The organism is Bradyrhizobium sp. USDA 4474 (assembly GCF_054057515.1).
The window spans coordinates 6,626,428-6,645,301 of record NZ_JBSRZJ010000002.1 but is presented as its reverse complement, the minus strand read 5'-3'; the positions used below and the strand labels follow the sequence as shown (position 1 = coordinate 6,645,301).

The window sequence follows — 18,874 nt, the reverse complement described above, 5'->3', positions numbered from 1 at the left end:
TTCAGATCAACCGCCGACGAGGCGGGGATAGAACAGCGTTTCCTGCGCGGTCGGGTCGAACGATTTGATCCGCGTGACTTCGCCGGGTCCGGTCCGGTACGCCGCGGTAAAGCCCGCGCCGGTCAACTCCCGAAAGCGCTGTTCGGCCCGCGCCAACGCTTCGGCATTTTCGGGATCAAACTCGTGGCGTGTATCGCCAGTCTGGTCCATCACGATCTGGGTAGCCATGTTGAGTTCTCCTCATGCCCAGCCCTGAACTTGATCTAAGCAAACCTCGTGCTGTCGGTTCCTGAAAGCAACAACTTTCTCTGCCAAGCAGGTCACGCCTTGCGGAGTACCCTCAACGGGCTGCTGCCGCTCCGCCACCCCCGTCGATCTGCCGGCCCATCAGCGCGATGGCCTTCTGGTAGACGCCGGCCGCATTCCAGGCCTGGATCGCGGCAAAATTCGGCTCGCCCGGCTGGTAACCGGCTCCCGCGCGCCAGCCATTGGCTTTCAGGAAATTCGCGGTCGAGCTCAGCGCGTTGGCGGCGACGTCGAGATTGCCGGTGCCGTAGGCCAGGATGTTCTTGGGCATGAACTGGGTCTGGCCGACCTCGCCATGCATGGAGCCACGGGTCGCCCCGGACAGCACGCCGCGGTCGACCAGCTTCAGCGCCGCATAGAGCTGCTCGGTGAAGAACTCAGGACGACGGCAGTCATAGGCGAGTGTCGCAATCGACGAGAGCATGTTCTGGTTGCCCCGCTGGCTGCCGAATCCGGTCTCCATGCCCCAGATCGCGATCAACGGTCCCGGCGGCACGCCGTAGCGCTGCTCGATCGAGGCGAACATCGCCGCCTGCGACTGCTTCAGCGATCGGCCGCGTGCCACGATGGTGGTGGCGCCGCGCTTGGCCAGGAACTGCTCAAGGGAGAGTGAAAAACTGTGCTGGCTGCGATCAGCATTGATGGTGGCGCTGGCGTAATTGGTCTGCATCAGGGCCGAGATCGCGGTCTGGCCGATGCCCTTGCCCTGCGCCTCCGCGCTGAACTGACGCTTCCAGGCCTCGAAGCCGCCGGGCCCGTTGCCGCATTGCGCGGCTTGAGCGGCGGGCATCAGGGACAACAGCAGCGCGGCCGCGCCGATCATCGCCGTCGCAACGGTCTTGCCCTCAGTCATTCCTGCGTTCCCTTCCTCGACTTTGCGCGACCGGCTCGCGCGCGGGCATGATCCTACGTCAGGCGCGCGCGCTCAAGCCCCGAGGAGTGCAATCAATGCAAGCAATGCGCTTGACATGATCAAACCCTTAGCGTCCGCCATCGGTCCCGAGCAGGAAATCCACCATGATGCCTTGGTGCTGCCCGTACATCTCGCTGCCGGTCGCGGTGACGCAGCCCAGCTTGCGGGCTGCTGCGATGAAGGGCGAAATGTCTGGCTTGGTGATGACGCAGCCGCAATAGGCCGACGACGCCAGCCGCGAGGTATCGACCGGCAGCGGATCGCCGTCCCTCATTCCGGCCGGCGTCGCATTGGCGACGAAATCGGAGCCGGACGGATCGATGGTGCCTGCCCGCACGCGCGCCTTACCGAGCTCATTGAGCCGATGGACGAGCGCATCCCGCCGCTCGGCCGAACTGTCGTGAATGGCAAGCTCACTCACCCCGGCCTCGACCAGGGCGAGCGCGATGGCCGAGCCCGCCCCGCCCGCTCCGACGAGAAGCGCCCGCATCCCCTTTGGATCGATCCCCTTCGCCCGCGCGGCACCGACGAAGCCGAGGCCATCCACCATGTCGCCATGCCACGCCCCATCGGCGCGCCGGCGCATCAGGTTGACGGTGCGCAGGAAGTGCGCGCGTTCGGTCGCACTGGCGCAGGCCTGGTAGCAGGCGAATTTGTGCGGGATCGTCACCACGATGCCATCGAGATTCTTCAACCGCGTCGCGACCGAGAGGAAACCGGTCAGATCGCTGGTGGAGACCTGAACAGGCACCAGAATGCCATCATGGCCGCGCGCTAAGAACTCCGCGGAAACACCGGCGGGCGAGCGCACCTGCGCAATGGGATCGCCGATGATGATGGAGAGCCGCGTCGCCCCCGTAGGGGCCCGGATCATGCCGCTCATGCCGGAACCGGATAGCTGTCGCTCGTCGCGTCGGCCCCATAGGTCAATTCCAGCCCCTCCAAGGCGCCGTCACGAGGCCTGCCGGCTGCACCGGTCTTGTGTCTTTGCGCTGACATCAATCTCCTTCACGGCGGCACTGCTTCGGCCTGCAATTTGCGCCAGTTAGCCCTGAAAAGGTGGCGCACGCAATCGCGTCCGCCGCTTTTTGCGTGGACGCCGCGCGACCTTCCGCTACCTTGCCGGCAAGCGCGAACGCATCATGCGAAGACATGATTTTAGGGTGCACGGCATTTTTCGGAGGGGACGATGCTCGGATTGATGATGGACATGCCGCTGTTGATCAGCGGCCTGATCCAATATGCCGCCGACTATCACGGCGAGGCGGAGATCGTCGCGCGCGAGATCGAAGGTGACATCCACCGTTACACCTATGCCGAGGCCCATCCGCGCATCAAGCGCATGGCGCTGGCGCTCAAGAGGCTCGGCATGAAGCAAGGCGACCGCGTCGGCACGCTGGCCTGGAACACGCATCGTCATTTCGAGATGTTCTACGCAGCGCCCGGCATGGGATACGTGCTGCACACCGTCAATCCGCGACTATTCCCCGAACAACTCGTCTACATCATCAACCACGCCGAAGACCGCATCCTGTTCGTCGACCGCGCCACTCTGCCGATCGTCGAGGCAATCGCGCCGCAGCTGACGGCGGTTGAAGCTTATGTGATCATGTCATCGCGCGAACGCATGCCGGAGACGAAACTTGCGAACGTCCGTTGCTATGAGGAGCTGCTGGACAAGGAGAGCGACGCAGGCTTCGCCTGGCCGGAGTTCGACGAGAAATCCGCCTCCACCATCTGCTACACCTCGGGCACGACAGGCAATCCCAAAGGCGTGATCTATTCGCATCGCGCCGCGATCCTGCAGACGATGACGTGCTCCAGCTTCGACTTCATTCCCGGGCATCGCGAAGGCGTGCGTGAGGTGATGATGCCGATGGCGCCGCTGTTTCACGGCAATGGCTGGAACATGCCGTTCACTGCACCCTATACCGGATCGAAACTGGTGCTGCCCGGCCGCAATTACGAGCCCGACAAGCTCTATGAGCTGCTGGAAGGCGAAAAGGTGACACTGTCAGCTGGCGTGCCGAGCTTCTGGCTGATCCTGCTCGACTGGCTCGGCCGCACCGGCAACAAGTTCTCCAGCCTGCGCGCAACGCTGTCGTCGGGATCGGCACCGCCACGCGCGATGGTCGAGAAGCTCAAGCGCGACTACGGTGTCGACTACATCCAGGCGTGGGGCATGACGGAAGCATTGGGCTGCTCGATGCCGGGGTTGCGGCCGGGCTCGGAGCATCTCAGCGAAACCGAGATCTTCGACCGGCGCCAGGTCTCGGGCCGCGCCTGCTTCGGCACCACCTTGCGCATCGTCGACGATGGCGGCAGCGAGTTGCCGCGCGACGGCAGGACCGTCGGCCATTTGCGCGCCCGCGGCCCCTGGGTCGCCTCCGGCTACATGAAGCTGGACGAGGGCCTCGATCGCGACGGCTGGCTCATCACCGGCGACATGGCCGTGATCGACGCCCACGGCCACGTCACGCTCACCGACCGCTCCAAGGACGTGATCAAGTCGGGCGGCGAATGGATCTCCTCGATCCAGCTCGAAGACGTCGCGCTGTCCCACCCCGATGTGCTGCAAGCCGCCGTGGTCGCAATCGCGCACGAGAAATGGCAGGAGCGCCCTCTTCTGCTTGTCGTCCGCAAGAAGGGCGCGACCATCGACGGCAAGACCCTGCTCGATCACATGCGTCCCAAGATCGCGAGCTGGTGGATGCCTGATGCGGTCGAATTTCTCGACGAATTCCCGATGACGGGCACCGGCAAGGTGCTCAAATCGGCGCTCCGCGAGAAGTTTCGGGGTTATCGCGTCGGCTGAGCCCGCTGGCGACCTCCAAACCCGCACGACGACACGGAGAAGGACAAGGAGCACTGCCTGAAGCCGCCGCACGCAGCCGAAATCCGTTCCTGCTTCGCCATCACCGCGCCTGCGGTCGCCTCATCGGACGCGACCAACATCGAGGTGGCCGCATCTCGAAGCTTTGCCCAGGCCTACGCCACTTCACGCCTGCTGCCCCTCGCCGAGGTGCCTGACGAAGTGCACAGGAACCAGATCGCCCGGTTCGAGCTGAAGACGAATTCGAGCGCGTAGGCGAACGCCGGCGCGTCAGCACTGGAACCAGTGCTGTGGGTCGGCATCTAGTCGACACCTGGCGGCGATGCACTGCGACCCGAAAACGCTTCGAGCATCGCTCCGAAAATGATGATCGGCAGATAGAACGCAAGCATGATCGTTTTCCTCCCGCTTTGACAAGCTTGGGCCGCAGGGCCAGGTCTTCGAATTGACACTCTCGCGCCTCGGAACATTTTCGGCGCTTACCGAGCTACCGACGAAACCGAGTCACGGGCAACTTCAAGAACGCATCGCGTCAATCGCATGGGCGATCAGAACGACTGCGCTCGCGGCGATGAGAAACACAAACAACCAGCTCACGTCCGCCTCCGATCCCGGAAGTGAACGCGTTCATCCGTGCACAGTCAAAAACGATCCGCTTGGAACCGCTATTCCGCGGCTCGCTGATGCGTCGCAGCAACAAGTACATCTGCTGTCGGTCCTACCGGCAGAACGCCAAAAGGAGCAACGCGCCGACGACGCAAGCTGCTAGGACTAAAAACCAAACGCTCATACAGTCCCCCGACTCACACACGCGCGAGTCAGGATTAGCCTTACGATTAGGCTTTGAAACGTTCGGTACCGGTTTTCCCCAAGCCAAGCGTGATCATCTGGTCGCTGCGTTAGTCCAATACCTCCACGGTCGCCGAGCGCCCGGCAACCAGCGACATTCCCTGCGGCACCGGATCCAGCGCAATGCGCACGGGCACGCGCTGGGCAAGCCTCACCCAGCTGAAGGTCGGATTGACGTTTGCGAGCAGGCTGGCGCCCTCGGCACGGTCGCGGTCCTCGATGCCGGCGGCGATGCTCTCGACGTGGCCTGTCAGCGTCGCCTTCTCGCCCATGAGGCGGACCACCGCCTTGTCGCCGGTACGAATGCGCGCAAGTTTCGTCTCTTCGAAATAGCCTTCGACATGCAACGTGTCGCTGTCGACCAGCGCCATCACGCCCTTGCCGGCGGAAACGTAAGCGCCGGGGCGCAGGTCCATATTGGTGATCACGCCGTTCACGGACGCCTTGACCTCGCTGCGATCCAGATTGAGCTGGGCAACGGCGCGGTCGGCAACGGCCTGGTCGAAGGCCGCCTTGGCCTGAAGCTGGGTCGCAAGCACCTGCTCCTGCTTCTGCTGCGACACGGCATCGGTCGTCAGCGCGCTGTAGCGCTTCAGATCGGCATTGGCCTGATCGAGCGTCGCTTGATGCCCGGCGACCGACGCATCGGCCTGCCGCAGCGCCAGGGCGAACCGCTCGCGATCGATCCTGAACAGCACATCGCCGCGATGGACTTTCTGGTTGTCCTTGACGAGCACGTCGGTGACGAAGCCGGAGACATCAGGCGCGACTTGAACCACGTCCGCGCGCACACGGCCGTCACGCGTCCAGGGCGACTCCATGTAATAGGCCCACAGCTCGCGGCCGACCCCGACCGCGGCGATGACCACGATGATGGTCACTGCAAGCCGGCCGATCCAGGCAAAATTTCCCTTCATGAGAGATACTCCGAGAGATAGACCACGCCGCCGAGGAGGCAAACGAAAACAGCGAAATCGAACAGCGCGCGGTGCCAGACCAGCCGGTACAGGTCGAAGCGTTGCATGAGCCGGCGCAGAAGCGCGCTCAGCACATAGGCGAGGATGATCCAGAGCAGCAGCGCCGGCACCAGCACGCCATAGATGTCGATGACATATCTCATGCCGCCACACTCGCATCTGCACGCGGCCGATAGGCCGGCGCGTCCGGGAATAGGCCCCGGCGGATACCGACGAGGCCGATCAAGGCGTCTTCGCGTGGGCTGTCATTGGGATCTTTCACCGCCTGCGCCAGCGCCCGGTCGACGCTGACCAGAAGCTCGCGCGGCATTCCGCCGCCCGCATAGTTACGGCAGGCGATGGCGAGCTGATCGAGCATGTCGTCGATGACCGCGATGGTCGATGCCGCAAGCCCGTAACGCGCGCGGCGCAGATCGATGATGTTGATCCCGATGCGGAGCTGCACGAGGCTGTCGGCATCGCGCCGGTCGCTCTCGGAGAGGAACGCGATGCGCTGCACCAGTAGCCCGAGACGGTGCAGCATGAGCCCTGCGAACTCCGCGCGGTCGCGTTTTCCCCGTCGTTCGGCCGCAACCGCGATCGTGATCCAGCTCGACGACACCAGGCGATTGGCAATCCATTCCGCGCCCACTCCACGCGCGATCCGCGTCACCAGTTCGGCGATGAGGACGCCGACGAAGAAGGCGACGGCGGAATTGGCGTAGGAGACGAAATCCGCGAAATAGGTCGATTGCAACGCGAGCAGCGTGGCGGTGTTGGCCGCGAGCGCCATGCCGGTGCCCGCCGTGGCCGGCCGCGCGATCAGGAAGCCATAGAGCAGGAAGGTCGGCGCCAGCGCGACGACCAGAACCTCGATATCCGAGATCGCGGGCACCAGCGCGAACAGGTAGATCGCGACGACCACGATGGCGACCAGCGACCACAGGCCGAAGCTGCGGATGAAGCGCGCGGGCTCGTCCTGCGCAGCAAAGAACGAGCAAGCGACCGCCGCCATCATCGGCGCCGATGCACCATCCGGCCAGCCTGTGCCGATCCAGAACGCGCAGCAGATCAGGATGGCCACGGCCGCGCCGGCCGCCGACCAAAGGGCCATGCCGCGATCGCGGTGGCGGACGGGCGCAGCGCCGGCTTCGGAGTGGAACGCCAGATCGAGCGTCGAGACATTGCGGTTACCGGCGATCGCCTCGGTCAATTCCCGGCAATCGCGCGAGAGGTCGACCAGCTCGCGCAGCCGCGACAGCAGGCTGGTGATGATGATCCGCTCCCAGGACGCGCTGTCATCGAGCACCGCCTGCCGTTCCGCGATCATGGCGCGGATCCGTTCAGCCGGTTGCCGTGTGCTGAGGTCGCTGACGATCCATTGGGCAAGATCCTCCAGCAGTCGCTTCAGCTCGGGCTGCCGCCGCAGAGCTTCCTCCCCTAACGCCGCCAGACGGTCTTCGAGCGAGGCGATCACGGGCAGCAGCATCAGCATCCGCAGCCGGATCTCGCCGAGGCCGGTCACCGCGCTGCGATCGGTCAGCCGGTCATAGGCGAGATGGGTGGAGAGCGTGTCGATCTCGACGATGTCGGTGGCAAGCTTGAGGCGCTTGCCGCGGCGGGTCTCAACGGTGCCCTCGCGCAGCAGGACGACCTGGCTGAGGCGGCGTGCATCGAGCAGCCAGCTGTCGACACGGCCTGCGACTGCCGGGGCAACACTGCGGGGAAAAACGATCGTGGAGACCAGGCTGGCGCAGATGATGCCGAGGGAAATCTCTTCCAGACGCGCAACAGCCGTGTCGAAAATCGCACCGGGGTCGGACACCGAGGGAAAGCCGATCAGCGCGACCGTGTAGCCGGCCAGCATGAAGACGTAGCTGCGCGGCGTGCCGTCGAGCAGCGACAGATAGAGGCAGAGCCCGACCCAGAGCGCGATCGCGAGGCACAACAGTTCAGGCGCATTGACCAGGTTCGGGACCAGCCCCACTGTCATGATCGCGCCGACCAGCGTGCCCATGACACGGAAGAAGGCCTTCGAGCTGGTCGCACCTGCGAGCGGCTGTGAGGTGATGTAGACGGTCGCCATCGCCCAATAGGGCCGCGGCAGGTCCATGGCAAGCGCAATGACGAGCGCGAGCATCGCCGCGGCGAACGTCTTCAGAGCAAAAATGAGGTCCGCATGGCGGACCAGGAACGGCTCGTCCGGGCGCATAGCTACTTCGCCTCTGGACCGGTCCTGGCGTCCTGTAGCCGGCTGGCCCTCTGTTCGATGCGCTGAAGAGTCTCGAACGTTATCGCAAGTTCCTCGGCCGCGATATCCTTGAGCAGGCGTGCCCGCACCCGCCGCAAGATCCGGTTGGTCTCCTCGACCTTGGCTTCGCCCGCTTTGGTCAGATGGAGCGTTTTGGCACGGCGATCGGTGGCGTCTTCGCGGCGCTCCACCAGACCCTCGGCCTGGAGCAGATCAATCAGGCGCACCAGCGACGGCCCTTCGATGCCGAGCTCGTCGGCCAGCACGCCTTGGCGGACGTTCTCGCCCTGCCGCGACAGCACGAGGAGCGGAATCGCGGTTGCATAGGACAGCCCATGGTCGGACAGCGCCTGATCCGACTCGCGCCGCCAGACGCGGGCCAGGCGCGCGACCAGCCGGCCGATTTCGCCGTGGATGTGAGCCTGCGACAGAGCCATGCAAAATAGATAGGACACGAACTATTAGCCTGCAACTATATATCCGGAACGTTCAGACCGATCACGCAAAAGCGAACGAGGACAACGCGTCATGGCCCCGGGTTCCGCGGCAGAGGTACGGCAGGCGATGGCGGGCGAAAGCGCGCTCTCGCTCGCCCCGACCTTCGTCGTCGTGGCCGTAGACGCCACGGGGATGGGCATCATCCTGCCGCTGCTGCCGTTCTTTTCGCAGCGGCTCGGCGCCACGCCCTTCCTGATCGGCGCGCTGATCTCGGTCTATGCCGTTTGCCAGCTCGTCGCGGGTCCCGTGGTCGGCATTCTCTCCGACCGCTACGGGCGGCGGAAAGTCCTGGTCGTCAGCCAGATCGGAACGCTCATTGGATTCGTCCTGCTCGCGCTGGCCGGCAATCTGACGCTGGTGTTCCTGGCGCGTATCATCGATGGCCTGACATCAGGAAACATCTCGGTCGCCCACGCCTATGCCGCCGAGCACAGCGCACCGGCGACGCGCAAGCAGGCGCTCGGCATGACCAGCGGTGCGATCGGCACGGGGCTCCTGCTCGGGCCGGCGCTGGCGAGCTTCCTGGTTCATTACGGCCAGACCGCACCGGTGTGGGCCGCAGCCGCGCTCTCGCTTATCAGCATCCTCGCCACGATTGCCCTTCTTCCGCCGGATCATCCCGCATCCGAGCCGCTCTACCAGCACCGCGTGCCCGAGCCGACGCTGATGCGCAGCCTGTTCGGCATGCGCTACGGCTGGCGCCTGCTCGGCCTGCTGATCGTGTTCTTCTTCGTCAATTCGATGTTCCTGTCGCAGATCGGCCTGTTCCTGTCGGCGCGGTTCTCCTGGGACGGACATCCCTTCGGCGCGCGCGAGCTCGGCTGGATGTTTGCTTATGCCGGCTTCATCAACATGGTGGTTCAGGGACTTCTGATCACGCGGGCGAACCTCGTCGCTTCCGACCGCACGATCGTGATGGCAGCCTTCGCCTGCATGGGCCTCGGATTTGCCGGCCTTGCCGCCGGCAGCAATATCAGCCTGCTCGCGATCTACCTGACGCTGATCATCGTCGGCACCATGTTTGCCCGCAGCACGCTGACGGCGGAGCTGTCGCGCTCGACTGCGATCAACCGCCAGGGCATGATCATGGGCCTCAACCAATCGCTGATGTCGGGTGCAAACATCAGCGCCCCGCTCTTAAGCGGCGCGCTGATCGGCCATCGGTTGTTTGTGGCTTGGGCCCTCGTCATGGCGGCGATTGCGGCAAGCGGCGTGGCGCTGGCGGGCCGATTGCTCGACACGCCGCGCGCCCGCTGGCGCCCTCGCCTCACTTCACAAGATATACATCCGGATCGGCGCTCGAGCTCGGGTTCTTGAAGGCGTTGCGCAAGGCTGCCGACATCGGAACGTTGTAGTTGATCCCGTTCGGCGGCGTCGGCGATTCCAGCCATTTCCTGTAGAGCACCTCGATCTCCGGGCTCGCATAGAGCTCGGCCGTGGCGCGATCGGCGAGCGCCTTGAACGGCGCATCGTCCCGGCGCAGCATGATGCCGTAAGGTTCAGGCTTCGAGAACGTCTCCTCGCTGATCATGAACAGCGCCGGCTCCTTCGAGCGCGCAATTGCGACCGCAAGCTGGACATCGTCGAGCGCGTAGGCTTGAGCACGGTCGGTCTCCAGCAGCAGGAACGCCTCGGCCTGGTCCACGGCCGGCATGATCTTGATACCGAGATTGCGCTCGGTATTGACCTTGGCGAGCTGGTTCAAATTAACTGAGCCTGCCACAGCGGTGACGGCCTTGCCCTTGAGGTCGTCGATGGTGTTGATCCTGGAAGCCTTCTTGGCGGCAAACCGCGTCGCGCTGAGGAAATGCGTGTTGGTAAAGGCGACCTGCTTCTGGCGGTCGGCATTGTTGGTGGTCGCCGAGCAGTGGAGATCGAGCGTGCCGTTGACCATCAGCGGGATGCGGTTGGACGAGGTCACGGCGACAGTCTCGACGGCAATGTCGGGCATGGCGAGTTGCTTCTTCACGGCGTCGACGATCCTGAGGCAGATGTCCATGGCGAACCCGACCGGCTTCTGGTTGCCGTCGAGATAGCTGAAGGGCACGGAGGCTTCCTGGTAGCCGAGCGTGATCTTCCCGGTGTCCTTGACCTTCTGAAGCGTGCCCGACAGATCTTCGGCAGACGCTGCGCCGGCAAGACATGTGACGGCCAAAAGGACGGCGGATAGACGCATCGGCGGGCTCCTGAAAGCGGTTGCGCCTCCATGCCGGGCGCCACCGATCGGTTGATAGCGCAGGCGCGCGCCAACCGCCAGACCAGCCTCCGTTCATCAGCTATCGCCGCTTTCGATGTGGCGGCTGACCCTCCATCTCAGTTACATTGCTGTCCTGGCGCCCCGTCGCCGAGCCCTACGAGCCCACCCCAAGATTCTCTGCCATGACCGCCCAGACCGCCTTTGACCTGATCTTCCGCAACGCCCTGTTGCGATCATCCGTGACACCTGTCGATCTCGGTGTGAAAGGCGGACGCATCACCGCGATCGAACCCCGGCTCGCCTGCGAAGCCATCGAGATCGATGTCGGAGGACGGCTGGCACTCCCAGGCTTCGTCGACACCCACATCCATCTCGACAAGGCCTGCCTGCTCGAACGCTGCGGGCACATCCACGGCACGCTCGGCGATGCCATCCGTGCCGTCTCGGCGATGAAGCGGGATTTCGACATCGACGATGTCTATGCCCGCGGCGCCAAGGTGCTCGAACGCGCCATCGTGCACGGCACGACCCGGATGCGCACCCATGTCGAAATTGACCCGCGCATCGGCTTGCGCAGCTTCGAGGCGGTCAAGGCGCTCAAGCGCGACTATGCCTGGGCCATCGATCTCTCGCTCTGCGTTTTTCCACAAGAGGGCCTAACCAATGATCCTGGCGCGGAGGAGCTGCTGATCCAGGCCCTGCGCCAGGGCGCCGACGCGATCGGCGGCTGCCCCTATACCGACCCCGCCCCGAACGTGCATCTCGCGCGCATCTTCGATCTCGCCGAGCAATTCGACCTCGACGTCGACCTCCATCTCGACTTCGATCTCGATCCCTCCTGGTCGCATCTCGACGAAGTCATCAGGCAGACCGAGCAGCGCAATTATCAGGGACGCGTCGCGATCGGGCATGTCACCAAACTTTCGGCCATGCCGCCGGAACGGCTGAAGGCGGCCACGGCGCAATTGGCGAGGGCCGGAATCGCCGTCACTGTGCTGCCCGCCACCGATCTCTATCTGATGGGGCGTGAGGCCACCCACAACGCGCCGCGTGGACTGACGCTCGCCCACAAGCTCGCGGGCGGCGGCGTCGTCTGCTCGGTCGCGACCAACAACGTGCTCAATCCCTTCACGCCGTTCGGCGATGCGTCGCTGCTGCGCATGGCGAACTTTTACGCCAACGTCGCCCACGCCTCCGTCGGCGACTTCGACGCCTGCCTCGATCTTGTCACCGAGCTGCCGGCGCGGCTCATGAACCTCAGGGATTACGGGATCGCGGTCGGAAAGCGCGCCGATCTCGTCGTCCTCGACATCAAGGACAGCCGTTTCGCCATCGCGGAGCTGCCCGATATCCTGATGGGTTTCAAGAACGGACGGCAAACCTTTGATCGGCTGCCGGCCAAGCTGCTTCAGCCGCGAAACTGAACGACGCCCACAACGAGCGCTGCACATCGACCCAAGGGGAGCGACCGGATGGCTTTCGACAAACTCTTCATGAACGCACGCTTCGACGGCGGAGCGCGCCACCACATCGCGGTCAAGGACGGTCGTATCGCCGCGCTCCTGCCCGCTGATGCGCCCGCAGGCGACGCCGAGACTGTTGATCTCGGCAACGCTCTCGTCGTTCCCGGTTTCGTCGAGGGCCACATCCATCTCGACACCAGCTTCTATGGTGACGCCTGGCGTCCCCACAGGCCGTGCACCAATGGCTTCGACGTACGCGAACGCGTGGCCTTCCAGGCGCAGAACATGGCCCTGTCAGCGCCGATGGACGTGCGAGCCCGAAACCAGCTCGATCTCTGCATCATCAATGGCTCAACGCAAATGCGCAGCCACGTCATGGTCGATGGCTCGGTCGGGCTGAAATCGCTCGAGACGATCTTGCGTGTGCGCGAGGAGTATCGGGACCTGATCGATATCCAGCTCGTCGCCTTTCCGCAGAGCGGCATTCTGGCGAGCCCGGGCACGCCGCAATTGCTGGATGAGGCCATCGGCCTCGGCGCGAACCTCGTCGGCGGCCTCGATCCTGCGAGCTTTGACCGGGATGTCGAGAAGCATCTGGATGTGGTGTTTGGCGTCGCCGGGAAGCACGGCGTCGATGTCGATATCCACCTGCACGACATGGGCTCGTTGGGCGCCTTCGAGATCGAGCAGATCGCGGCGCGCACGCGCGCGCTCGGCATGGAGGGCCATGTCGCGGTCAGCCACGCTTACGGCCTGGGCGATATCGCGGTGGATCACCTCAAGAGTGTCGCCGAAACCCTCGCGCGCTCCGGCGTCGCGATTATGACCAATGCGCCGGGCGCCCGGGCATTCCCGCCGATCCTTGTCCTGCGCGATGCCGGCGTCACCGTGTTCAGCGGCAACGACAACATCCGCGATTCATGGTGGCCCTATGGCGATGGCGACATGCTGCGCCGGGCGACGACGCTCGGCTATCGTTCGGGCTTCAACACCGACGAGGAACTCCGGGTCGCATTCGATGTCGTCACCGAATCAGGCGCCAAGGCTCTTCGCCTCGAAGGCTACGGTCTGCGTGTCGGCGCCAAGGCCGATTTCGTGACGCTGGCTGCGGAGCATGTGCCCGAGGCCGTGGTCGCGGTGCCGCAGGGCCGCGCTGTGTACAAGGCAGGTATGCTCGTCGCGGCCAATGGTAGGATGATCGGGAAACCTCGCTGATCCCCCGACGTGTCGGGCCCGAGTCACCGGCAATCCTTCTCCAAATCCGAGCCCAGTAAAATCCCGGACCGTAGCTCCACGCGTTGCGGGAAGGGACGCACTAGCAATACTAGGACGTGCGCCCTGACCGTCTGCGTTCTCTGGGGAAGCTATGGATATGTTCAGCGCATTCAGGAGCATTGATTATCAATCCATCCGGGCCAGCACGCCCGGGGAGACGGCCGTCAAGCGATTGAACGGCATCGGCGAAGTTTTGTCGGGCCTCGATATAGCGGCGATCCACACGCAGGATGACATGGCTCGCGCGCTCCGCACGCTCGATACCGCCGACAAGTGCATTCGCATGATCCTGACCGAATTCCGGACTGAGCGCACCAAGGACGTTGTCCGCGGGGCCAAGAGCCTGATCGATTTGATCCAGGCCGCGCGCGACGAAATCTCCGGCTAACTGCACAGCGCCAGAATCCTGAGCTGAGCCCGCGCGTTCAATGTTTGATCTTCGCCAGAATACGATCCGCCTCGATGCGCCAGTCGGCGCTCCGGGCAAATTCCTTGGTACCCTTCATCCCAAACACGCCTTCATCGGCGAGATCGGCGACCCAGGCCTGACGCTCGGCCGTACCCTGCGCTGACCACGGCGTCAGCCCGGCCTCGCGCACGGTTTCGGCGACTTCGCGGACCTCCTCGGCGCGGCGGCGGCCGTGCTCGATCACGCGCTGGAAGAAATAGGCGCCCTGCTTCTCCCAGTTGATGGCGGGAAAGGTTTCCGCGAGCGATGCCAGCACGGCATCCTCGACGCCATAGGCGCGTGCGGTCGTAAAACTTTCGATCACCATGGCCTCGAGGCCCTTGATCATGATGCTGCGGCACATCTTCACCGCCGAAGACACGCCGAGCTTGTCGCTCGCGACCTTCGCCGCAAAGCCGATCGCGTTGAGCAGCGGCTCGAGCTCCCTCGCGCCCGCACCGCCGAGCAGCAGCGGCACCTTGATCCGGTAAGGCGGCACCGACGTCATCACAGCGCCCTCGACATAGCGTCCCGCGGCACCGTCGATCAGTGCTGCCGCGCGTTGTTTGGCGCCGGGCGAAGCCGAATTGAAATCCAGAAACCAGGTGCCGTGGTTGATCGCAGCCGCGCACGCCTTTGCGACTGGGACGGCCTGGCTCGCCGTCACGGCTGAGATGATGAAGTCGGATCTCGCCGTCAGCTCGGCGTGAGAGGTGGCGAGCGTCACGCCAAATTTGGCCGCGTGCTCCTTCAGCGCGGCGCCCTGCTCCCCGCCAAGCTTGATATCGAAAGCCGCGACCTTGATGTCCTGCTGGCGCAAATCCTCGGCCAGGATCCGGCCGACCTCACCATAGCCAACCAGCCCGATCTGCCAGCGCTTCAGATCCGCCATCACTCCAGTCCTCCTATGTTGGCATCGAACAGCTCCCCGACTGCATAGCGGCGCGGGATCAGCGCCTGCTGGAATGCGTAGTCGACGATGAGCTCCAACGGCTTCCTGTTCGCTTCAATCCCGAAGGGCAAAAGGTCGGGCGCCCCCGCAGGTCCCGCCTGCGCCTTGTTCCGCTTGAGCAGATCATAGACGCCCGCGACCACGTCAGTGCGTGATCGTGCAAGCTGCTCGGTCACGACCACGAGATGGTTGACCGGCACGACGCCACGGCGCGCATACCATCTGGCGGCCTCCGCGACCGGATCGGAAAAGAGCGACTTCAGGCCGTGATGATCGGAGGTCTCGCCGAGCACGGCATCCACTTCGCCGTCGAGCAGCATCTGCAATGCCTTCCTGTCCTTCGGCGCGCGCTCGGTGGTGTCGACATATTCGGCGACGTGCGGGTCCTCGAACGTCACCCATTCGATCTTGTCGAGGTCGACGCCGTAGTCGTTGGCGAGAATGCCCCGGATCCAGGCGCCCGTCGTCGTGGTGAACGAGCGGATACCAACGCGCTTGCCTTCGAGATCGGATGGCCCGAGCATGCCGTGCGCCGGATTGTAAAGCGCGTAGGAATGCTGAAAGCGGCCAAGCATGGTCGCCGGCAGCAGCACGAGCGGCTTGCCATGAGCTTTGGCCATCAGAAAGGTCACGATCGCCATTTCGCAGACGTCGAAGGCCTGCTCGCGGACCATCGGTTTGAACGCGGTGTTGGTCGGCGTGTATTCGATGAACTCGAGATCGAACAGATCGGAGCGGAGCTCGCCGCTCTTCGTCGCCTTGACGTGGGGGTGATTGCCGAGCACGGCCTTCAGCTTGAGACGATCCATCCGCTCGCTCCACTTTTTTCAGACGTCCTCGAGGCTATCGACATAGACGAGCCCGGCCTTCGCCAGTGCGTCGCGCATGTTGTACATGTCGAGGCCAAGCTCGCCCGAGGCGAGGCGCGCGCGCTTGCCGCTCTCGTCCGCGTTGCGCTGCCTCGCCTTCTCGGCGACTGCAGCAGCAAAGCGCTTCGGGACCACGACGACACCGTCGTCATCGGCGACGATGATGTCACCGGGATCGACATTGACGCCGGCGCAAACCACGGGAACGTTGACCGAACCGAGCGTGGCCTTCACTGTGCCCCTGGCTGAGACCGCGCGCGACCACACCGGAAAATTCATCTCGAGCAGCGCTTTGACGTCACGGCAGCCGGCATCGATGACCAGCCCCTGCACGCCGCGCGCCTGGAGCGAGGTTGCAAGCAGCTCGCCGAACATGCCGTCGGTGTTGTCGGTGGTGCAGCCGACGACGAGGATATCGCCCTTCCGGCACTGCTCGACCGCGACATGGATCATCCAGTTGTCGCCAGGCTGCGCGAGCACGGTCACCGCGGGACCGGCGATCGATGCCCCCGCCCAAACAGGCCGCAAGTATGGCTTCATCAGGCCGAGGCGGCCATAGGCCTCGTGCACGGTCGAGACGCCGTACTCCGCCATCCCGGCGGGATCGGCTCGCTCGATGTTGCGAACGACGACCGGCCTCATGCCAATTCCTCCGCGACGGTCGGGAACAGGCGCTGATAGGCTTCGCCATAGGTCATGGGCACGCCGGTGTTGCGGCTGCCCTGGATGCCGCGATTGAGCGCGACGCGCTCGTAATAGCCCCAGAGATGCTTTTGCGCGGCGAGAATCTGGAATGCCTCGTATTTTTGCTTCCAGACCTCGTCGATCTTGAGCAGCAGGTCCGGCTTGTAATTGCACTGCTCGGGCTGGTGCGGCTCGAACAGGAACACCGGCGGCGCCGAATATTTATACTGCGCGCCCGGCTTGTGGCCCATCGCCTGCGCGACCACGCGGGTCTCCTGCGCGAAATGCGCCGCATTCGGGTGGTCGAAATTATAGGGGTCTTCCAGCGCGTGCGTCAGCACGAAGCTCGGATTGAGCTCTCGGTAGATGTCGACCATGCGGTCGAAATGCGCCTCGGTGAGCTTCAGCGGATAGTCGCCGCAATCGAAGAACTCGATCTCTGCACCCAATAGCTTGGCCGCCCGCTCCGCCTCGTCTTTGCGACCGGCCTTGACCGACTCCAGCGTTGCGCCCTTTTCCTTCCAGGCAAACTGGCTCTCGCCGCGCTCGCCAAATGACATGCAGACGATCTTCATGCGATAGCCCTTCTTCGCATGCAGCGCGATGGCGCCCCCGGCGCGCCAGACGAAATCGCCGGGATGGGCGGTGATCACGAGACCTGTTTTCATGGGACTACTCCCCTCTTTCGTTCGTCGGCATCACAAAGGCGTCGTCGCCGAGCGGCTGCGGCTTGTCGATCACGCGTGCGGTCATCGATCGAACTCGAACAGGCGCGCGGGATTGTCGACCAGGATCTTCTGCCGATATTCCGCCTCCGGTGCGAACAGCGGAATGAGATCGACGAGGTCACCGTCGTTCGGCATCATCTTCACGTTGGGGTGCGGCCAGTCGGTGCCCCAGATGACTCGGTCAGGGGCTGTCTCGACGATTTTTCGTGCGAACGGCACCGCGTCGGCGAACGGCGGGCCGGCCGAGGACACCCGCTCCGAGCCGCAGATCTTGACCCAGCACTTCTCATCGCGCTGCATCAGCTCGATCAAAATCCTGAACGGAAGCTGGTCGGGTCCTTCGGCGGCCTTCACCCGTCCCATATGGTCGATGGTGTAGCTCAGCGGCAGCCTTGTCAGCATGCCCGCATATTCGGGTAGATCGATCGCGTCGAAATGCAGATCGATGTGCCAGCCGAGCGGTGCGACCATCGCGATGATGCGGTTGAACACGCGCTTGTCGGGAACCCCGCCGAGATGCCGCACGAAATTGAAGCGACAGCCGCGGAAGCCACCCTCGTGCAGCACACGCAAGCCGCGCTCGGTGATGGTGTCGTCGATATTGGCGACCGCGCGATAGGCCCCGTCGCTCTGCGCGATGGCGTCGAGCGCCACCGTATTGTCGGTGCCGTGGACGCTGGCATTGACGATGACCGCACGTTCCACGCCGAGCTTGGCATGCAACACCCTGAAGTCTTCGAGCGGGGCATCCGGCGGCGTGTAGGATCGGTCCGGCGAATATGGATATTTCGCGCCGGGCCCGAAGATGTGGCAATGCGCATCGCAGGACAGCTTCGGCAGCTTGAATTTGGGTGTCCGCGTGTCGCGATCCGGCGGCGGAATGGTCGGCGTGTACAACATCGTCATCACTTCAACCGCCGAACGGGAATGCTTCTTCAGACCTTGCTGCTTGCGACCGCCCGCCGCCGTGCCGGAGCGGCCTGATCCAGCGCCGGCGCCTGAAACGCGGCGACGGTGGCCTGCACCAACTGCTCGATGGCATTGGCGGGATCGCCGCCGTCGGCTTCGCCGCGCGACAGCCGGGAGACGCGATCCGGCGTCACCAGCGAGTAATAGAGTGCGCCGAGCAGGAAGTGGCTGCGCCAGACGATGTCGGTGCGCGGAATGTGCGGCAGGCTCTCATGAATCGCGTCGATGAAAGCGTGGCTGGTGTCGTCAAACGTCTGCGCGATGATTTTCCGCGCGACTTCGTTGCCCTCGGCCGACATCACGGCGCGCAGCCGCGTGAAACGCGCCCCGCCGCCGGCGAGATCGCTGCCCGAGGTGAAGGCTGGCACCACATAGGCCCGCACGATCGCTTCCAGCCGGTCCTGGAGATCGCGTACGCGCTTGGCGGCCGCGAGCAGCTCGGAGCGGCGCAGGTTCATCGGCCCGCAATGGCGCCGGTAGATCTCCAGCAGCAGCCCGTCCTTGGTCTTGAAATGATAGGTCACGCTGCCGGGATTGGCCCCTGCTGCCTGAGCGATATCGCGGACCGAAACGGCGTTGAAGCCGTTGGTGGCGAACAACTCCTCCGCCGCGGCGAGGATCGCCTCGCGCATGTTCGGCTTGCGGGCCGTATCCTTGCTGGTGGGCTTGCGTGACATCTGATT

19 protein-coding genes and 1 pseudogene are annotated in these 18,874 nt (G+C 64.2%); 6 read left to right on the top strand and 14 right to left on the bottom strand.

Features of this window, described 5'->3' with window-relative positions:
- Nucleotides 1-6 precede the first annotated feature (6 nt).
- The 3 genes from ACVW16_RS32735 to ACVW16_RS32725 form a co-directional block, all read right to left on the bottom strand.
- A complete protein-coding gene (locus tag ACVW16_RS32735; protein ID WP_092230347.1) occupies nucleotides 7-228 on the bottom strand; it encodes a hypothetical protein in 222 nt (73 codons plus the stop codon).
- Nucleotides 229-340: 112 nt separating this feature from the next.
- On the bottom strand, nucleotides 341-1,159 hold the full coding sequence (locus ACVW16_RS32730) for a lytic murein transglycosylase (RefSeq protein WP_456734846.1): 819 nt from the start codon (nucleotides 1,157-1,159) through the stop codon (nucleotides 341-343).
- A 127-nt stretch (nucleotides 1,160-1,286) separates the two neighbouring features.
- On the bottom strand, nucleotides 1,287-2,093 hold the full coding sequence (locus tag ACVW16_RS32725) for a shikimate dehydrogenase family protein (RefSeq protein WP_456734845.1): 807 nt from the start codon (nucleotides 2,091-2,093) through the stop codon (nucleotides 1,287-1,289).
- Between the two features lie 315 nt (nucleotides 2,094-2,408).
- On the opposite strand from ACVW16_RS32725, the gene ACVW16_RS32720 reads away from it, so the two are divergent.
- Together ACVW16_RS32720 and ACVW16_RS32715 are read left to right on the top strand one after the other, a co-directional pair.
- Nucleotides 2,409-4,034: a long-chain fatty acid--CoA ligase gene (locus ACVW16_RS32720; protein ID WP_456703097.1), complete on the top strand. Its 1,626-nt coding sequence runs from the start codon at nucleotides 2,409-2,411 to the stop codon at nucleotides 4,032-4,034.
- Nucleotides 4,035-4,067: 33 nt separating this feature from the next.
- A pseudogene (locus tag ACVW16_RS32715) lies at nucleotides 4,068-4,193 on the top strand (acyl-CoA dehydrogenase); the annotation flags it as partial.
- A 758-nt stretch (nucleotides 4,194-4,951) separates the two neighbouring features.
- Here the strand turns inward: ACVW16_RS32715 and ACVW16_RS32710 are convergent.
- The 4 genes from ACVW16_RS32710 to ACVW16_RS32695 are packed head-to-tail and all read right to left on the bottom strand — an operon-like array spanning nucleotide 4,952 to nucleotide 8,545.
- Nucleotides 4,952-5,818: an efflux RND transporter periplasmic adaptor subunit gene (locus ACVW16_RS32710; protein WP_456734844.1), complete on the bottom strand. Its 867-nt coding sequence runs from the start codon at nucleotides 5,816-5,818 to the stop codon at nucleotides 4,952-4,954.
- Nucleotides 5,815-6,021, bottom strand: a complete 207-nt coding sequence (locus ACVW16_RS32705; protein ID WP_456703095.1) for a DUF1656 domain-containing protein — start codon at nucleotides 6,019-6,021, stop codon at nucleotides 5,815-5,817. The genes ACVW16_RS32710 and ACVW16_RS32705 overlap by 4 nt, the downstream gene beginning before the upstream one ends.
- The gene (locus ACVW16_RS32700; RefSeq protein WP_456734843.1) at nucleotides 6,018-8,069 is read right to left on the bottom strand and encodes an FUSC family protein; all 2,052 of its coding nucleotides are present in this window, start codon (nucleotides 8,067-8,069) and stop codon (nucleotides 6,018-6,020) included. Before ACVW16_RS32700 ends, ACVW16_RS32705 begins: the two co-directional genes overlap by 4 nt.
- 2 nt (nucleotides 8,070-8,071) lie before the next feature.
- Nucleotides 8,072-8,545 carry a MarR family winged helix-turn-helix transcriptional regulator gene (locus tag ACVW16_RS32695; RefSeq protein WP_456705253.1) on the bottom strand — a complete coding sequence of 158 codons (474 nt, stop codon included), beginning with the start codon at nucleotides 8,543-8,545 and terminating at the stop codon, nucleotides 8,072-8,074.
- A gap of 91 nt (nucleotides 8,546-8,636) precedes the next feature.
- Between ACVW16_RS32695 and ACVW16_RS32690 the strand changes: the two genes are divergently transcribed.
- Entirely contained in the window at nucleotides 8,637-9,923 is a 1,287-nt protein-coding gene (locus tag ACVW16_RS32690) for an MFS transporter (RefSeq protein ID WP_456734842.1), read from the top strand.
- On the opposite strand, the gene ACVW16_RS32685 is transcribed toward ACVW16_RS32690, so the two are convergent.
- Nucleotides 9,874-10,782: an amino acid ABC transporter substrate-binding protein gene (locus tag ACVW16_RS32685; RefSeq protein WP_456703092.1), complete on the bottom strand. Its 909-nt coding sequence runs from the start codon at nucleotides 10,780-10,782 to the stop codon at nucleotides 9,874-9,876. The two genes, ACVW16_RS32690 and ACVW16_RS32685, sit on opposite strands and share 50 nt — an antisense overlap.
- A 203-nt stretch (nucleotides 10,783-10,985) precedes the next feature.
- On the opposite strand from ACVW16_RS32685, the gene ACVW16_RS32680 reads away from it, so the two are divergent.
- The 3 genes from ACVW16_RS32680 to ACVW16_RS32670 all read left to right on the top strand — a co-directional run bounded on the left by ACVW16_RS32680 (nucleotide 10,986) and on the right by ACVW16_RS32670 (nucleotide 13,929).
- Entirely contained in the window at nucleotides 10,986-12,227 is a 1,242-nt protein-coding gene (locus tag ACVW16_RS32680) for an amidohydrolase family protein (protein WP_456734841.1), read from the top strand.
- A 48-nt stretch (nucleotides 12,228-12,275) separates the two neighbouring features.
- Complete coding sequence (locus ACVW16_RS32675; protein WP_456734840.1) at nucleotides 12,276-13,481, top strand: amidohydrolase family protein; 1,206 nt, start codon at nucleotides 12,276-12,278, stop codon at nucleotides 13,479-13,481.
- A gap of 157 nt (nucleotides 13,482-13,638) precedes the next feature.
- Nucleotides 13,639-13,929 carry a hypothetical protein gene (locus ACVW16_RS32670; protein WP_456734839.1) on the top strand — a complete coding sequence of 97 codons (291 nt, stop codon included), beginning with the start codon at nucleotides 13,639-13,641 and terminating at the stop codon, nucleotides 13,927-13,929.
- A gap of 37 nt (nucleotides 13,930-13,966) precedes the next feature.
- On the opposite strand, the gene ACVW16_RS32665 is transcribed toward ACVW16_RS32670, so the two are convergent.
- The 6 genes from ACVW16_RS32665 to ACVW16_RS32640 form a co-directional block, all read right to left on the bottom strand.
- On the bottom strand, nucleotides 13,967-14,881 hold the full coding sequence (locus ACVW16_RS32665) for a DUF1932 domain-containing protein (protein ID WP_456734838.1): 915 nt from the start codon (nucleotides 14,879-14,881) through the stop codon (nucleotides 13,967-13,969).
- The gene (locus ACVW16_RS32660; RefSeq protein WP_456734837.1) at nucleotides 14,881-15,750 is read right to left on the bottom strand and encodes an ABC transporter substrate-binding protein; all 870 of its coding nucleotides are present in this window, start codon (nucleotides 15,748-15,750) and stop codon (nucleotides 14,881-14,883) included. The genes ACVW16_RS32665 and ACVW16_RS32660 overlap by 1 nt, the downstream gene beginning before the upstream one ends.
- Before the next feature lie 18 nt (nucleotides 15,751-15,768).
- Entirely contained in the window at nucleotides 15,769-16,452 is a 684-nt protein-coding gene (locus ACVW16_RS32655; RefSeq protein ID WP_456738519.1) for a 4-carboxy-4-hydroxy-2-oxoadipate aldolase/oxaloacetate decarboxylase, read from the bottom strand.
- The gene (locus ACVW16_RS32650; RefSeq protein ID WP_092230322.1) at nucleotides 16,449-17,162 is read right to left on the bottom strand and encodes a PIG-L deacetylase family protein; all 714 of its coding nucleotides are present in this window, start codon (nucleotides 17,160-17,162) and stop codon (nucleotides 16,449-16,451) included. The genes ACVW16_RS32655 and ACVW16_RS32650 overlap by 4 nt, the downstream gene beginning before the upstream one ends.
- Nucleotides 17,163-17,243: 81 nt before the next feature.
- Nucleotides 17,244-18,128, bottom strand: a complete 885-nt coding sequence (locus ACVW16_RS32645; protein WP_456734836.1) for an amidohydrolase family protein — start codon at nucleotides 18,126-18,128, stop codon at nucleotides 17,244-17,246.
- Between the two features lie 29 nt (nucleotides 18,129-18,157).
- Entirely contained in the window at nucleotides 18,158-18,868 is a 711-nt protein-coding gene (locus ACVW16_RS32640) for a TetR/AcrR family transcriptional regulator (RefSeq protein WP_456703083.1), read from the bottom strand.
- Between the last annotated feature and the right edge of the window lie 6 nt (nucleotides 18,869-18,874).

Excerpts from the sequence above, each read along its gene's own strand:
- ACVW16_RS32675 (WP_456734840.1), top strand. The coding sequence starts at position 12,276 with ATGGCTTTCGACAAACTCTTCATGAACGCACGCTTCGACGGCGGAGCG.
- ACVW16_RS32730 (WP_456734846.1), bottom strand. The coding sequence starts at position 1,159 with ATGACTGAGGGCAAGACCGTTGCGACGGCGATGATCGGCGCGGCCGCG.
- ACVW16_RS32645 (WP_456734836.1), bottom strand. The coding sequence starts at position 18,128 with ATGACGATGTTGTACACGCCGACCATTCCGCCGCCGGATCGCGACACG.
- ACVW16_RS32640 (WP_456703083.1), bottom strand. The coding sequence starts at position 18,868 with ATGTCACGCAAGCCCACCAGCAAGGATACGGCCCGCAAGCCGAACATG.
- ACVW16_RS32690 (WP_456734842.1), top strand. The coding sequence starts at position 8,637 with ATGGCCCCGGGTTCCGCGGCAGAGGTACGGCAGGCGATGGCGGGCGAA.
- ACVW16_RS32735 (WP_092230347.1), bottom strand. The coding sequence starts at position 228 with ATGGCTACCCAGATCGTGATGGACCAGACTGGCGATACACGCCACGAG.
- ACVW16_RS32695 (WP_456705253.1), bottom strand. The coding sequence starts at position 8,545 with ATGGCTCTGTCGCAGGCTCACATCCACGGCGAAATCGGCCGGCTGGTC.
- ACVW16_RS32710 (WP_456734844.1), bottom strand. The coding sequence starts at position 5,818 with ATGAAGGGAAATTTTGCCTGGATCGGCCGGCTTGCAGTGACCATCATC.
- ACVW16_RS32725 (WP_456734845.1), bottom strand. The coding sequence starts at position 2,093 with ATGATCCGGGCCCCTACGGGGGCGACGCGGCTCTCCATCATCATCGGC.
- ACVW16_RS32650 (WP_092230322.1), bottom strand. The coding sequence starts at position 17,162 with ATGAAAACAGGTCTCGTGATCACCGCCCATCCCGGCGATTTCGTCTGG.
- ACVW16_RS32670 (WP_456734839.1), top strand. The coding sequence starts at position 13,639 with ATGTTCAGCGCATTCAGGAGCATTGATTATCAATCCATCCGGGCCAGC.
- ACVW16_RS32660 (WP_456734837.1), bottom strand. The coding sequence starts at position 15,750 with ATGGATCGTCTCAAGCTGAAGGCCGTGCTCGGCAATCACCCCCACGTC.
- ACVW16_RS32720 (WP_456703097.1), top strand. The coding sequence starts at position 2,409 with ATGCTCGGATTGATGATGGACATGCCGCTGTTGATCAGCGGCCTGATC.
- ACVW16_RS32655 (WP_456738519.1), bottom strand. The coding sequence starts at position 16,452 with ATGAGGCCGGTCGTCGTTCGCAACATCGAGCGAGCCGATCCCGCCGGG.
- ACVW16_RS32700 (WP_456734843.1), bottom strand. The coding sequence starts at position 8,069 with ATGCGCCCGGACGAGCCGTTCCTGGTCCGCCATGCGGACCTCATTTTT.
- ACVW16_RS32705 (WP_456703095.1), bottom strand. The coding sequence starts at position 6,021 with ATGAGATATGTCATCGACATCTATGGCGTGCTGGTGCCGGCGCTGCTG.
- ACVW16_RS32680 (WP_456734841.1), top strand. The coding sequence starts at position 10,986 with ATGACCGCCCAGACCGCCTTTGACCTGATCTTCCGCAACGCCCTGTTG.
- ACVW16_RS32665 (WP_456734838.1), bottom strand. The coding sequence starts at position 14,881 with ATGGCGGATCTGAAGCGCTGGCAGATCGGGCTGGTTGGCTATGGTGAG.
- ACVW16_RS32685 (WP_456703092.1), bottom strand. The coding sequence starts at position 10,782 with ATGCGTCTATCCGCCGTCCTTTTGGCCGTCACATGTCTTGCCGGCGCA.